Genomic DNA, 14,126 nt, shown 5'->3' on the forward strand with positions numbered 1-14,126 from the left:
CAGAGTAAACTATTGCATGGGCTTATGATTGAGATTTAAATATGCGTAAAATAATAAAAAGTGCCCCGTACTACGGGTGTCACTTTTTTGTTTTTTAATGCGGTATGTCATGGAAGCGGAACTCTCCTTCCACCATATTCGCGGGGGTAGATGAACTGGGAATGGAATGGAAATGATTCATCTTTTTTAGTTCAATCTATATAATGTCGATTACCCAATTGTGCCATTTGAATTCAAATGGCGCATTGTTGTTCACAGAGAGAGAAAGCAACAAACTTGTTTCGGCCCGATTCCGATGAAAAAACGTGAATTGGGTTACGCTAAACATCATATGTCGCCTGAATTTCTGGACTTTAATAGGAGGGTTTTTACAGTGACAAAGTATATTTTTGTGACGGGCGGGGTCGTGTCTTCCTTGGGTAAAGGAATTACCGCCGCTTCACTCGGAAGGCTGCTTAAAAATAGGGGTTTAAAGGTGACGATCCAGAAATTCGATCCGTATTTGAACGTAGACCCCGGCACCATGAGTCCTTACCAGCACGGTGAAGTATTCGTAACGGACGATGGCGCCGAGACCGACCTTGATCTGGGGCACTACGAAAGATTCATCGACATCAACCTGTCCAAGAACAGCAATGTCACGACGGGGAAGGTGTACTCCTCGGTGATCAGCAAAGAACGCCGCGGGGAATATTTGGGCGGAACGGTTCAGGTCATTCCACATATCACGAACGAAATTAAGGAGCGGGTGTTCCGTGCAGGCCGCGAAGCAGGCTCTGATGTCGTGATTACGGAAATTGGCGGAACCGTCGGCGACATTGAAAGTTTACCGTTTCTTGAGGCCATCCGTCAGATCAAGAGTGAAATTGGCCGCGAGAATGTGATGTACATCCACGTGACGCTGATTCCTTACATTAAAGCTGCAGGTGAAGTGAAAACCAAGCCGACTCAGCACAGCGTGAAGGAACTGCGCAGCATCGGCATTCAGCCGAATGTGATCGTATGCCGGACGGAGCATGAGCTGTCTGCGGATATGAAGGCGAAAATCGCACTGTTCTGCGATATCGACGAAAGTGCGGTCGTGGAATGCCGCGACGCATCTACGCTTTACGAGGTACCGCTGAACCTTCGCGATGAAGGGCTTGACGAGATCGTGGTTAACTACTTGAAGCTGACGACGCCGAAGCCGGACATGACCGAGTGGGAAAGCCTGGTGGATCGCATTAACAAGCTGGAGAAAACGGTGGAAATCGCCATCGTCGGCAAATATGTCGCTCTGCATGATGCTTATTTGAGTGTGGTTGAGTCCCTTTCCCATGCAGGCTTTGACGCAAACGCCGATGTAAAAATCCGCTGGGTGAACGCGGAGGAAGTGACCGATGAGAACGTGGGCGAGCTGCTGCACGGCATCGGCGGCATTCTGGTTCCAGGCGGCTTCGGTGACCGCGGGATTGAGGGTAAAGTATCGGCGATCCGTTACGCCCGTGAGAAGCAAATTCCGTTCTTCGGCATTTGCCTCGGCATGCAGGTGTCTGTGATCGAATACGCCCGTTCCGTGCTGGGACTCGAAGGAGCAAACAGCTCGGAGATCAACCCGTCCACCGAGTATCCGGTGATCGACCTGCTTCCGGAACAGAAGGATATTGAAGATCTGGGCGGAACGATGCGCCTTGGATTGTATCCTTGCAAACTGGCCGAGGGTTCCCTGGCGATGCAGTGCTACAATGACGAGCTCGTCTACGAGAGACACCGCCATCGTTATGAGTTCAACAATGAGTACCGTGAGCAGATTGAAAAAGCGGGCTTGCGCATTTCCGGAACGTCCCCGGACGGACGTTTGGTGGAAATTGTGGAACTTCCGGGCCACCCTTGGTTCCTGGCTGTGCAGTTCCATCCGGAATTCACGTCACGTCCGAACCGTCCGCAGCCGTTGTTCCGTGAATTCGTGAAGGCTGCGCTGCAAGTAGAACGTTAATATACAGCTATGGGTCTCCCTCAGGAGGCCCATTTTTCATTTATATGAAGTTGCAGGAATTTGTATCTAGAAGGCGAATACCTTTAAATGGAGATTGCAGGAGTATGGAATTAACAGTTTAGTTAGGAATTAGGGGTATGATTCGGACGCAGCTGATTGTTGGGAGGTAAGTTGAGTGGATAACAAAAAGGTATTGATCGTCGATGACCAGAACGGTATTCGCATTTTGCTCATGGAAGTGTTCAACAGTGAAGGTTATACGACGTTTCAGGCGGCCAACGGCAAAATTGCACTGGAAATTGTGGAGAAGGAATCGCCGGATCTGGTTCTGCTCGATATGAAGATTCCCGGAATGGACGGGCTTGAAATCCTGAAGCACATCAAGGAAATGAATCCATCCATCAAAGTGATCATGATGACGGCCTACGGAGAGCTTGATATGATCAAGGAAGCGACCGAGCTTGGAGCACTCATGCACTTTACGAAGCCGTTCGATATCGATGAGATGCGGGTGGCGGTAAACATGCAGCTCAAAGACAGCCCGGTTCAATTTGGCTAAAGCGATGGAATTCTGCTGACCTGGCAGAATTCTTTTTTTTGCCCTGCCCTTCCTATATCTGCTTAATTTCAAATGCTTGTTTAGCATTTACAATATGATGTGGTATAATAGCGCTGAATGCAATGCGAATTTCGGCTTAAAACCCTTAGATCAGACAAACACTTTTTAGGAGGATTGGAACCATGCCATTAGTATCCATGACAGACATGTTAAACAAAGCACTTCAAGGGAAGTATGCGGTTGGTCAATTCAACATCAACAACCTTGAGTGGACGCAAGCGATTCTTGCTGCCGCCGAAGAAGAGAAATCCCCGGTAATCCTGGGCGTATCCGAAGGCGCGGCTCGTCATATGGGCGGATTCTATACCGTTGTAAAAATGGTGGAAGGCCTGCTTCATGATATGAAGATTACGGTTCCCGTAGCCATTCACCTGGACCACGGTTCAAGCTTCGACAAATGTAAGGAAGCGATCGACGCTGGATTTACGTCCGTCATGATCGATGACTCTCACAGCCCGATCGACACCAACATCGAAACGACGCGCAAAGTTGTTGAATACGCGCATTCCAAAGGGGTTTCCGTTGAAGCCGAAGTTGGAATGGTCGGTGGTCAGGAAGACGACGTAGTCGGATCTGTTATGTATGCCAAATTGGATGACTGCGTACGCATCGTCAAAGAAACCGGAATCGACACACTGGCTCCGGCGCTTGGCTCTGTTCATGGACCTTACAAAGGCGAACCAAACCTCGGTTTTAAAGAAATGGAAGAGATTCGCGACGCCGTGAACCTTCCGCTCGTTCTTCATGGCGGGACAGGCATCCCGACGCATGATATCAAGAAAGCCATCTCTTTGGGCACATCCAAAATCAACGTCAACACAGAGAACCAAATCTCGTTCACCAAAGCGGTGCGTGAAGTTCTTGCTGCTAAACCGGACGTATACGATCCGCGTAAATACATCGTTCCAGGCCGCGATGCCATCAAGGCAACCGTTGTCGGCAAAATCCGCGAGTTTGGATCCAACAACCAGGCTTAATGTTACACAAGGTTTGAAGTGGGGCCCAGCCCTACGGTGTGGTTCATGATATAGAGGGCTGCCCCGCTCCGGGGCGCCCAATTGAATAGCAAGGAATGGAAAGCACACCGCTTAGCCGGTGTTTTTCCATTTCATACACCAAAATGGACACAGAACTATTTTGCGGCTGCGAAGTATGTGGGGGGAACCTTAGCTTATGGAAAAATTGATGATCAGCGGTGGACGCCCACTGCAAGGCACCGTTTCAATCAGTGGGGCGAAGAACAGCGCCATCGCGTTGATTCCCGCGGCTATTTTGGCGGAGTCCGAAGTAATACTGGACAACCTGCCGCTGCTTAGTGATGTGGCGGTTTATGCAGAAATACTGGAAGAGCTTGGGGCAAAGGTGTCTTGGGATGGGAGCCAGATGAACATCGATCCTTCGCGGATCGTATCCATTCCGATGCCCAACGGGCCGGTGAAGAAGCTGAGAGCCTCCTATTATATGATGGGTGCGCTGCTTGGCCGGTTTAAGGAGGCTGTCGTCGGTCTGCCGGGAGGATGCAATTTCGAGCCCCGTCCGATCGATCAGCATATTAAAGGTTTTGAAGCGCTGGGCGCGACCGTGACGAACGAGCATGGCGCGATTCATCTCCATGCGAAGGAGCTGCGCGGGGCAAAAATTTACCTCGACGTATCCAGCGTAGGCGCGACGATTAACATTATGCTGGCGGCTGCCAGAGCCAAAGGCTCCACAATTATCGAAAATGCGGCGAAAGAGCCTGAAATTATAGATGTGGCCACGCTTCTGAACTCCATGGGAGCCATTATTAAAGGCGCCGGCACGGAAACGATTCGTATCGAAGGCGTATCCGAGCTGCACGGCTGCCGCCATTCCATCATCCCGGACCGGATCCAGGCGGGAACATATATGATTGCCGCCGCGGCAACGCGCGGTGACGTATTGATCGACAATATTATTCCTAAGCATTTGGAAGCCGTCACAGCCAAGCTGCTGGAGATGGGGGTCCAAATCGAGGAGCTCGACGAGAGCATTCGCGTGATGGGGAGTCCATCATATGGCCATGTCGATGTGAAAGCACTGATATACCCAGGATTTGCTACAGATTTACAATCGCCAATGACCAGTCTGCTAACCCAGGCTGAAGGCGTAAGCGTGCTCAGCGATTTTGTCTACAGCAACCGGTTTAAGCATGTGCCGGAGCTGGTCCGCATGGGCGCTAAAATCCGCGTCGAGGGCCGTTCGGCCGTCATCGAGAAGAGCCGCCTAAATGCGGCCAAAGTCAAGGCTTCCGACCTCAGAGCGGGGGCTGCGCTGGTGATCGCCGGCCTTACGGTCGAGGAAGGCGTGACGGAAGTGACCGGCGTGGAGTACATCGACAGGGGTTACGATCACCTCGTCAGCAATCTGCGGATGCTTGGCGCCGATGTTTGGCGCGAACAATAATCAGGGTGCTGTAATATTAGGAGAATGCGGGAAATAGATTGAATGAAGCTGATTTTTTCATCATGACCTGCATATCTCCTTCTAATTTGGGTAATCCTATCCTAATGAGGATTTTCATAGACTCATAGATTAGCGTCTTCATCCATTTGATGCTAAGCTCTTGTCAGGACTTATAAAATTGAATAGGTGGTTATTACATGGATTTACAAATTGCCGATTTGGAAGAAATGAAGCTGACCGAATTGTACAAACTGGCGAAGAAGTACCAGATCCCTTATTACGGTCAGTTGAAGAAGAAAGAACTGATTTTTGCTATTTTGAGAGCGCAGGCCGAACAGAGCGGACTTATGTTTATGGAAGGTGTGCTCGAGATTCTCCCGGAAGGTTACGGCTTCCTAAGGCCGATCAATTACCTGCCAAGCACCGAGGACATTTATATCTCCGCCTCCCAGATTCGTAAATTCGACCTTCGTACGGGAGACTTGGTATCAGGGAAGTGCCGCGCACCGAAGGAGAACGAGCGGTATTTCGGTTTGCTGCAAGTCAATGCGGTCAACGGGGAGAGCCCGGAGACGGCATCCGAACGTTTACACTTTCCGGCACTGACTCCTCTCTATCCGCAAAAGAAACTTGTGCTTGAAACATCCCCTAACCATTTGTCTACTCGAATTATGGATTTGCTCGCCCCGGTCGGTCTGGGACAGCGCGGTTTGATCGTTGCACCTCCAAAAGCAGGTAAAACGCTCCTCTTAAAAGAAATTGCCAACAGCATTTCCACCAACAATCCCGAGATTGAACTTTTTGTACTGCTGATTGACGAACGTCCTGAGGAAGTGACGGATATGCAACGTTCCGTAAAAGGAGAGGTGGTTGCGTCAACGTTTGATGAGCTGCCGGAGAACCACATCAAGGTTGCGGAACTGGTGCTTGAACGCGCGCTGCGTCTGGTTGAGCATAAGAAGGACGTTGTCATTCTGATGGACAGCATCACCCGTCTGGCCCGTGCTTACAACCTGGTCATCCCGCCATCCGGACGTACGCTGAGCGGCGGTATCGATCCGGCGGCATTCCATCGTCCGAAGCGGTTCTTTGGTTCTGCCCGGAACGTGGAGGAAGGCGGCAGTCTGACCATTTTGGCCACAGCGCTGATTGATACCGGTTCGCGGATGGACGATATCATTTATGAAGAGTTTAAGGGAACCGGCAACATGGAGCTGCACCTGGACCGCAAGCTGGCCGAGCGCCGCATTTTCCCGGCCATCGATATCCGCCGTTCGGGAACGCGTCGTGAAGAAGTACTGTTAACGAAGGATGAGCTCGATACCATTTGGGCGATCCGTAAAAATATGAACGAATCCGCCGACTTCGTGGAGGGATTCTTGAAAAAATTGCGTGACTGCAAAACCAATGCCGAATTTTTGGCTTCCTTTGACGTGCATGGAGCAGGAAACGGCCATAGCCGCAGTTCCTCCTCGTCCTCGAACAGCCACAGCAGCAACCGGCGCACCTCACGCCCGTCGACGGCTTCCGTGCCGCTGACTTAAATTTAGCATAAAGAGGAGAACATCATGTATCTGGTATATGCCGATGAAAAAGGCAACGTATTTGATCATCCCACACTGTACGGTCTCGGCCGCAGCGCGGATATGATCGTGGAGATTATGGAAGATGAGTTGATTCCCCTGCCGGAAGGCGCGACGCTGGTCGGCCTCCCCAACACCCGTGCCATTGGTATGGATCCGGAAACGGGTGAGATGACGGCGCTCCCGGGAGACGCTCAGGCTGTGGGGGCACTGCTCCCGCAGGGTTACACCCGGTTATGCCTGCCCGGCTATGTGAAGACGGACAAGGAATACAAGCTGCCGCTCTTTGGTTACTCGGCTGTCGTGTGGAAGGACGGACAATTTTACACGACGGGCCGGCTGTCGGATGACCCGGAGAAGTGGAACCCGCTGAACTGCGATGTAGAGGAATTGGAGCTCGGCGTGAAGCGCCTGACGGAGAAGTATCCGGAGAACCGGTTGTACCAGCATTTGTCTAATTGTGCGCTCGGTTATGAATGTCTGACCGCATCGAATACGTTTTTGAATCGTTGGGAAGGGGCCGTTCCGGTATCTTACTCCTGTAATGCCGGCTGCTTCGGGTGTATTTCAGAACAACCGGATGACAGCGGATTTGTGGCGCCCCAGACCCGGATGAATTTCAAACCGAGGGTGGACGAGCTCGTTCAAATTATGCTGGAGCATTTAAAAACGCCGGAGTCGATCATCAGCTTCGGACAAGGCTGCGAAGGCGAACCCTCCACACAGGCCAAAATCATTATTGAAGCGATGCGCGAGGTGCGTTCGATCACGGATATGGGATATATTAATATCAACACGAATGCCGGCCTGACGGATTTCATCCGCGGCATCGTCGATGCGGGTCTCGACCTGATGCGGGTGAGCACGATCAGCGCGCTGGACGACCATTACAACGCCTACTATAAGCCGCGTGGTTATACGCTTGCCAATGTGGAAAAATCGCTGAAGTATGCGTCGGACCAAGGCGTTTACACGTCCATCAACTATTTGATTTTCCCTGGCGTCACAGACCGCGAAGAGGAAATCGAGGCGATGGTGGAGTTTGCGCGCCGGACCAATCTGAAGCTGATTCAGCTGCGCAACCTGAACATTGATCCGGAGAGCTATTTGGAATTGATCCCGCCGGCCAAAGGCGAAATTTTGGGTATGAAGCAGGCGATTGAAATTTTCCAAGCGGAGCTTCCGGATGTGGTCATCGGTTCCTATACCCATGTTCCGCCTCCAAGCTTGATCCGCCCGAAAAAGCCGATTCTGTCTTAATCCGGCAGCGCCTGGAACGGGAAGAAACCATTGATTTATAGGCGCGTCCCTGCTATAATGAATTTATGTGTCAACATAACTCTGGGTCCGCCTGAGGCTCAGGGCAAAAAGAGGTGAAAGTCATGAAAACAGAAATTCAACCAAAATACCACGTTACTACGGTAACTTGCGCATGCGGCAACACGTTCGAAACGGGTTCGGTGAAAGAAGAGCTTCGCGTCGAAATCTGCTCCAACTGCCATCCGTTCTTCACTGGTAAACAGAAATTCCTGGATGCTGGCGGCCGTGTTGATAGATTTAAGAAGAAATACGGAATGTAATTGCTGCCTGGCAGCATAGATCCGTTATATTTTTAACAAATGACAATCCCCGGTTCGATGAACCGGGGATTTTTTCTTTAATAAAATATAATTACAATAAAATCCGATCCTGTATTCCGTAGGAAACCTTCCTTTTACGCACCATGCATGTGTTCCGCGTCTTAATTGTTCAAGTCGACCGATTGGCCGATTTTTGTCCATACGTTGGTTTTATTAAAGCCGAGGCGCCATAAGGCGATACCTTTCAGATTGTACCGTTTGGCCAGGCCAATTTTGGTGTTCACGGTGTTTTCGTTTTCGCTGGCAAGGTTAACGCCGAGAACCAGTTTGCTGGCAGGCACCTGTTTGAGCGCAAGCTGGATGGCCGCATCCACTTTGTCGTTAGGCTGTGGGTTTTTCTCATCGGTATAGGCATAAGCCATGACGATAAGCTCATCGGCCAGCGTGCCAAGCTTTTTATAATCGTATCCATGAAAAGAACCGTTCAGCGGCGGCAAGGCGATCGACAGCTTCAAGCCCTGGGCGTGAGTGGCGGCAGCTGCTTTTTGAACGAAAGCATTAAAGGATACCTGTACAGCCGCTGCGTCCCCCGTAAGCCCGAGTCCTTCCAAGTCCAGCAGGATGCCTTGGAATCCGTTAGTTTTGGCCGTATCTACCATCTGCTGAATCAGGCTTGCCTGAAGCTCAGGTTCCTGGGTCGCCTTCGTCAGTTCCATCTTGGTATCGCCGGAAAATACCATCAAATAAGGGGTGGTGCCGGCTGCAGCAGCGGAGCTGACGAGGCTCTCCGGCGTCACATCGCCGGCCGCTTGCGGCCATTTAAAATCCTGGCCTGTCGTTGTAAACCGGCCCTGATCGTCGATGCGGCTCCAGCCAAAGGCGGTTGCGTCGAAGCTTGGAATCAGGCTCGACTCAGAAAATGATGAGATGGCGTAAAAGGCAAGCGTATACATTTTTTCTTGGGGGGACACGATAGTAACGGTATGCGTGGCCTGATCCCAGTTGACGCCGGCGCCGAACTGCTGGCTGAAGAAGCTGAGCGGAATTAGGACGCTTCCTCCGGACATTTGGGGAGCTACGGTCAGCGCCGTTTTGGTCCCGTCTACGGTCGCGCTGCGGCTTCCGACGGTCAGAACGACCTTTTTCGTGGAATCCTTGCCTGTCTTTACTGCTGTGATCTGCTTGGCCGAGGCATTCCACTGCACGCTGATGCCCAGCGCTTCGGAGATGGCCCGGAAGGGCACAAGTGTCGTTCCTTGAACGACTTTGGGTGCAGCCGGGAAAGGCAGTGGATATCCGTCCAGCACGATGCTGACGGGTGCAGCGGCGCTAGCCGGTTTCTGGCCGATGCCGCTCCAGGCAGTGGCTGCAATGAGCAGGCACAATGCGGTTTTGGTTGCTTTATTCATGCGCGATGTTCCTTTCCGTTTAAAATCGTATGTGTAGGATTGGTTGTGGTATAGGACCACTATATCAATAAACGTTTGCTAGATGAATATGGAACGAGAATAATAGATTTATTTTCGAGCGTTTATCCACTTTCTGCCGGGTGGTTGCTTTTTGTACAGGCATGCGATATACTTATTTTCACCGTGCTAGATGGGGAGGTAGCGGTGCCCTGTAACTCGCAATCCGCTGTAGCGAGGTTGAATTCCTGTTAGAGGTATTGTCGATGTGAGGTTTGGTCCCTGCGTGCAATGTTGACGGTTGGGTCCTCCGCAATGAGTACTTGTGAACCTGGTCAGGTCCGGAAGGAAGCAGCCATAAGCAAGCCCACTCTTGTGCCGGAGGATAGCCTAGCCCGAGTTGTTACGCAGGGGTGCCACTCGGATCGCAATCATCAATAACAGGTGCACGGCTTAAACTTGACAATGATTTCAGCATCTTTGCCATCAGGTGGTAAAGATGCTTTTTATTTATTCCGGATGTTCTCGTGGCGGCCTTTCAGTCACGGACGCAGGCGGCGGACAGGTAAAAGCCTGCTGCAACATGCGTGTTGGACGTTTTGCATGACGCCGGATTATAGTATAATGATGAGGCAACGAACCCACGCTTAGTGGAAGTTGAAAGAGGGTAAGCGAAGTGGAACATATAGCGTTGTACCGTGCCTGGCGGCCTCAGTCGTTCCGGGACATGGTGGGACAACAGCATATCATTCAAACGCTGCAGAACGCGATCCGCGAACAGCGGGTTTCCCATGCCTACCTGTTCAGCGGCCCGCGCGGAACCGGTAAAACCAGCGCGGCCAAAATTTTGGCCAAAGCGGTGAACTGCGAGCGTGGACCTGCAGCGGAGCCGTGCAATGAATGCGAATCCTGCCGCAGAATTACTTCGGGTGCGGTGATGGACGTTCAGGAGATTGACGCTGCTTCTAACCGCGGCGTGGAAGAAATCCGCGATCTTCGCGAGAAAGTGAAGTACGCACCGACCGAAGTAAGGCAGAAGGTTTATATTATTGACGAAGTGCATATGCTGACGACAGAGGCGTTTAATGCGCTTCTGAAGACGCTGGAGGAACCCCCTCCGCACGTCATGTTTATTTTGGCGACGACCGAACCGCACAAGCTGCCGGCGACGATTATATCGCGCTGTCAGCGCTTTGATTTCCGCCGGGTATCCCTGGAGGAGCAGACGGATCGGTTAAGACAGATTTCACAGGAAGAAGGCATTGAAGCGGAGAATGAAGCCCTTCAATATATAGCAAGGCTATCCGACGGCGGGATGCGGGATGCACTGAGCATCTTGGATCAGATTGCGTCGTTTACCGGCGGTCATGTATCTTATGAACAAGTGCTGAGTATGACTGGTGGGATTGCTTCGGAGCAATTCGGCAAACTTGCACAGGCCATTCTGGAAGGTGACGTGGGCCAGGTGCTCATGCTGGTGGAAGGTTTTATGCAGGAAGGCAAGAGCGCCGATAAATGCATGGAGAACCTGCTGTATTATTTCCGCGATTTATTGATGATCCAGATGATTCCGCAGGCAGACAAGCTCACGGACCGTGTCCTTCATCCGGAAGAATACAAGGAGATGGCTTCTGCCTTTTCCCGCAAGCAGCTGTTCCAAATGATCGATACGCTCAATCATTATCAGAGTGAAATGAAATATGCTTCCCAGCCTCAGACCTTGTTCGAGGTTGCGCTGCTCAAGCTGTGCGGCATTCCCCGTGAAGCGGGAGACGGCGATCGCCCTCAGGAGGCGGCGGCCGATTCGGCTGTGATCAATCAGCTCAAGCAGCAGGTTGCCTCTCTGGAGAAGAAGCTCGAGCGCTTCATCAAGTCCGGTGCGGCTCCGGCCGCTGGTAATAGCGGACCATCCAAGCCTGCAGCTCCGCCGGCCCCGCGCATGTCGTCGGCCGCGAAGATTCCGGCGAATATGGATCAGTTTGTAGCAAGTAAGGGAAGTCCTGAATTCATGGAGATTCAACGCCAGTGGGCTCATATTCTGCAAGGAGTCAAGGAGGAGAAGGTGACGGTCCATGCCTGGTTTATGGACGGCGAGCCGGTTTCCGCGACTGATGACGCCTTGCTGGTTGCCTTTAAAAATAATATCCACCGGGAAACGACCGAGAAGCCGGCCAATAAGCAGGTGATCGAGGGTGTGCTGCACTCCGTGCTCGGCAAACCGTATCATTTGGTTACCATGATGCAGCGGGATTGGAGCGCCTCGATGGAAGGGTCTGCGCAGCCCAAGGAAGAGCTGAAGCTCGAGCATGAGCATGAATCGAAAGATCCGAATTCAAAACCATGGATTGATGAGGCGCTCCAGATGTTTGGAGAGGACCTCGTTGTCATAAAAGATTAGCCGCACCTTGAAGTGCACTCAATTAATTAAAGGAGAGATGACCCATGAATAATATGAATCAAATGATGAAGCAAGTGAAAAAAATGCAGGAGCAAATGCTCAAGGCACAGGAAGAGCTTGCTGACAAAAAGGTTGAAGGTACATCCGGTGGCGGCGTGGTTACCGTGGAAATGAACGGCCACAAAAAACTGCTCTCCATTACGATTAAGCCGGAAGCTGTTGATCCGGACGACGTGGAAATGCTGCAGGATCTGGTGATGACTGCTGTGAACGATGCGCTGAGTAAAGCGGACGAAATTGCGAATGCCGACATGGGCAAATTTACAGGCGGAATGAAAATTCCTGGCTTGTTCTAAATTTAGAGCTGAAGGAGATCCTGCGCTTTGTATTATCCCGAACCGATCTCGAAGCTGATCGATGCGTTTACGCGACTGCCGGGCATCGGGCCGAAAACCGCGGCCCGGCTTGCTTTTCATGTGCTGAACATGAAAGAGGACGACGTCATTGACTTTGCCAAGGCCCTGGTCAGCGTCAAGCGGAATCTCACCTACTGTTCCGTATGCTGCAATATTACAGACACCGATCCGTGCCGGATTTGCCAGGATAAAACGCGCGATCCGTCTGTCATTTGCGTAGTGCAGGATCCCAAAGATCTTGTCGCCATGGAGCGGACCAAGGAATTCAATGGTTATTATCACGTTCTTCAGGGAGCCATCTCTCCGATGGAGGGAATCGGTCCCGATGATATTCGACTGAAGGAACTGCTTACCCGGCTTAGCGATGAGCGGGTCAAGGAGCTTATTTTAGCGACGAATCCGAATATCGAAGGGGAAGCGACGGCGATGTACATTTCGCGGCTGGTACGCCCTTTTGAAATCGTCGTGACGCGTATCGCGCATGGTCTGCCGGTAGGCGGGGACCTGGAGTACGCGGATGAGGTAACCTTGTCGAAGGCCTTGGAAGGACGGCGTCAATTGAACTGAAGTTATGCTTAGTGTTCAGCGTTTAGTTAAGTGATCATTTACAATTGAATCGTGCACTTATAGAAGGAGCCTCTTCGGAGGCTTCTTTTTTTGTTCTAAGTTTGTCCCTTTCCCGAATAAGTATGAGAATGGAGGCGGTGTGAGGCACCCGTACTTTAGCCGCCCGTAACTTTCGTGGACAAGGGAGGGGTCTGGGACATGACTTGGTTCAAGAGGAATAAATCAGGAATGTCTGCACAGCAGTACAAAGAGGAACAGGAAGAGAAGTGGATCGTTTATAACGATGTCCAAAATGCTCATGCGGAATGGGAACGCGCTAGGCTGCGGTTTGAGGAGGCGCTCGGACAAGACCAGATCGACTATGCGATTTATATGCTGGAAGCAGCGGAGCGCAAGTATCAAATGCATTTGAAGCAAGCCAAAGACATCGGCCTCAACCGAGTGCAAATGATAACAAGGGAAGCATCGGCGGCGGCCAGAGGGATGGGCACCCGGACGATGTCCCATTAATTTAGTGGAGGTAATGTTGTATTTTTAACGATTTGATTAGGAGGAGATCGATCCATGACCGTAAAAATGTTGATTTGGGGTGTGCTTGGCGTCTCGCTGTTTCTGCTTCTGTTCATCGTCTTTAAGAAAAAGCTGGGATTTGGCTGGTTGACGATGTTCGGAGCGCATTTGGTGTTGGCGGCACTGGGACTTTACCTGGTAAATTTCTCAGGCTTGATCTCCGAAGTATACATTCCGCTTAATCCAGCAACGATAGGAACGGTAACGGTGTTGGGACTGCCTGGCGTTGCGCTTCTTTATGGTTTAAAAATAACTTTAATGGGGTAGTTGACGAGTGGTTGCATTCTGTGGTAAATTAATTCTCGCCCCTTTCGAAAAGGTACAAGCCTGCCGGACTGGCAGGAAGCGAAAGAAAAAAGAAATTAAAAAAAGTGCTTGACGAATTGCTGGGTAACATGATATATTATAAGAGTTGCTGCTGAGATAAAACAGCGGCGCTGAAAGAGAAGTTTTGATCTTTGAAAACTGAACAACGAGTGAGTATAAACGCGACGGTCTTATGACCGGAGCGATTGAGATTAAATCAATCTCGTCAGATTCAAAATGAGCTACAAACTTTCTTGGAGAGTTTGATCCTGGCTCAGGACG

At 51.1% G+C, this 14,126-nt stretch carries 14 protein-coding genes and 1 other RNA gene; 13 read left to right on the forward strand and 2 right to left on the reverse strand.

All coding sequences use genetic code 11. The features are described from left to right. Positions 1-373 precede the first annotated feature (373 nt). The 7 genes from C7820_RS32760 to rpmE all read left to right on the forward strand — a co-directional run bounded on the left by C7820_RS32760 (position 374) and on the right by rpmE (position 8,181). Positions 374-1,975, forward strand: a complete 1,602-nt coding sequence (locus C7820_RS32760) for a CTP synthase (protein ID WP_076176958.1) — start codon at positions 374-376, stop codon at positions 1,973-1,975. Between the two features lie 175 nt (positions 1,976-2,150). Beyond that, the gene (locus C7820_RS32765; protein WP_076176959.1) at positions 2,151-2,534 is read left to right on the forward strand and encodes a response regulator; all 384 of its coding nucleotides are present in this window, start codon (positions 2,151-2,153) and stop codon (positions 2,532-2,534) included. A 182-nt stretch (positions 2,535-2,716) separates the two neighbouring features. Continuing rightward, positions 2,717-3,571: a class II fructose-1,6-bisphosphate aldolase gene (fba, locus tag C7820_RS32770; RefSeq protein WP_076176960.1), complete on the forward strand. Its 855-nt coding sequence runs from the start codon at positions 2,717-2,719 to the stop codon at positions 3,569-3,571. A gap of 196 nt (positions 3,572-3,767) precedes the next feature. After that, on the forward strand, positions 3,768-5,018 hold the full coding sequence (locus tag C7820_RS32775) for a UDP-N-acetylglucosamine 1-carboxyvinyltransferase (RefSeq protein ID WP_076176961.1): 1,251 nt from the start codon (positions 3,768-3,770) through the stop codon (positions 5,016-5,018). A 197-nt stretch (positions 5,019-5,215) separates the two neighbouring features. Next, positions 5,216-6,562, forward strand: a complete 1,347-nt coding sequence (gene rho / locus C7820_RS32780) for a transcription termination factor Rho (protein ID WP_076176962.1) — start codon at positions 5,216-5,218, stop codon at positions 6,560-6,562. A 24-nt stretch (positions 6,563-6,586) separates the two neighbouring features. After that, positions 6,587-7,861, forward strand: coding sequence for a radical SAM family protein (locus tag C7820_RS32785; RefSeq protein WP_116234523.1), 1,275 nt, complete (start codon positions 6,587-6,589; stop codon positions 7,859-7,861). Between the two features lie 122 nt (positions 7,862-7,983). Beyond that, positions 7,984-8,181, forward strand: coding sequence for a 50S ribosomal protein L31 (rpmE, locus tag C7820_RS32790; protein ID WP_076176964.1), 198 nt, complete (start codon positions 7,984-7,986; stop codon positions 8,179-8,181). Positions 8,182-8,342: 161 nt separating this feature from the next. Here rpmE and C7820_RS32795 read toward each other — a convergent pair whose 3' ends face one another. Next, positions 8,343-9,590 carry a stalk domain-containing protein gene (locus C7820_RS32795; protein ID WP_116234524.1) on the reverse strand — a complete coding sequence of 416 codons (1,248 nt, stop codon included), beginning with the start codon at positions 9,588-9,590 and terminating at the stop codon, positions 8,343-8,345. Positions 9,591-9,771: 181 nt separating this feature from the next. Between C7820_RS32795 and ffs the strand changes: the two genes are divergently transcribed. The 6 genes from ffs to C7820_RS32825 all read left to right on the forward strand — a co-directional run bounded on the left by ffs (position 9,772) and on the right by C7820_RS32825 (position 13,805). Beyond that, positions 9,772-10,039, forward strand: an RNA gene (gene ffs / locus C7820_RS32800) — signal recognition particle sRNA large type. A 224-nt stretch (positions 10,040-10,263) separates the two neighbouring features. After that, entirely contained in the window at positions 10,264-11,985 is a 1,722-nt protein-coding gene (dnaX, locus tag C7820_RS32805) for a DNA polymerase III subunit gamma/tau (protein WP_116234525.1), read from the forward strand. A 44-nt stretch (positions 11,986-12,029) separates the two neighbouring features. Next, the gene (locus C7820_RS32810) at positions 12,030-12,341 is read left to right on the forward strand and encodes a YbaB/EbfC family nucleoid-associated protein (RefSeq protein WP_076176967.1); all 312 of its coding nucleotides are present in this window, start codon (positions 12,030-12,032) and stop codon (positions 12,339-12,341) included. Between the two features lie 27 nt (positions 12,342-12,368). After that, on the forward strand, positions 12,369-12,968 hold the full coding sequence (gene recR / locus C7820_RS32815; RefSeq protein ID WP_076176968.1) for a recombination mediator RecR: 600 nt from the start codon (positions 12,369-12,371) through the stop codon (positions 12,966-12,968). A 198-nt stretch (positions 12,969-13,166) separates the two neighbouring features. Beyond that, positions 13,167-13,478, forward strand: a complete 312-nt coding sequence (locus C7820_RS32820) for a DUF2508 family protein (protein WP_076176969.1) — start codon at positions 13,167-13,169, stop codon at positions 13,476-13,478. 54 nt (positions 13,479-13,532) lie between these two features. Continuing rightward, entirely contained in the window at positions 13,533-13,805 is a 273-nt protein-coding gene (locus C7820_RS32825; protein ID WP_116234526.1) for a pro-sigmaK processing inhibitor BofA family protein, read from the forward strand. Here the strand turns inward: C7820_RS32825 and C7820_RS33735 are convergent. Next, a partial coding sequence (locus tag C7820_RS33735; protein WP_220376688.1) for a hypothetical protein occupies positions 13,794-14,126 on the reverse strand: 333 nt, incomplete at its 5' end. The genes C7820_RS32825 and C7820_RS33735 overlap by 12 nt on opposite strands.

It is taken from the genome of Paenibacillus sp. VMFN-D1 (assembly GCF_003386155.1).
In the GTDB taxonomy this organism is placed as follows: Bacteria; Bacillota; Bacilli; order Paenibacillales; family Paenibacillaceae; genus Paenibacillus_AQ; species Paenibacillus_AQ favisporus.

Excerpts from the sequence above, each read along its gene's own strand:
- C7820_RS32775 (WP_076176961.1), top strand. The coding sequence starts at position 3,768 with ATGGAAAAATTGATGATCAGCGGTGGACGCCCACTGCAAGGCACCGTT.
- C7820_RS32820 (WP_076176969.1), top strand. The coding sequence starts at position 13,167 with ATGACTTGGTTCAAGAGGAATAAATCAGGAATGTCTGCACAGCAGTAC.
- C7820_RS32825 (WP_116234526.1), top strand. The coding sequence starts at position 13,533 with ATGACCGTAAAAATGTTGATTTGGGGTGTGCTTGGCGTCTCGCTGTTT.
- fba (WP_076176960.1), top strand. The coding sequence starts at position 2,717 with ATGCCATTAGTATCCATGACAGACATGTTAAACAAAGCACTTCAAGGG.
- C7820_RS32795 (WP_116234524.1), bottom strand. The coding sequence starts at position 9,590 with ATGAATAAAGCAACCAAAACCGCATTGTGCCTGCTCATTGCAGCCACT.
- rho (WP_076176962.1), top strand. The coding sequence starts at position 5,216 with ATGGATTTACAAATTGCCGATTTGGAAGAAATGAAGCTGACCGAATTG.
- C7820_RS32785 (WP_116234523.1), top strand. The coding sequence starts at position 6,587 with ATGTATCTGGTATATGCCGATGAAAAAGGCAACGTATTTGATCATCCC.
- C7820_RS32810 (WP_076176967.1), top strand. The coding sequence starts at position 12,030 with ATGAATAATATGAATCAAATGATGAAGCAAGTGAAAAAAATGCAGGAG.
- rpmE (WP_076176964.1), top strand. The coding sequence starts at position 7,984 with ATGAAAACAGAAATTCAACCAAAATACCACGTTACTACGGTAACTTGC.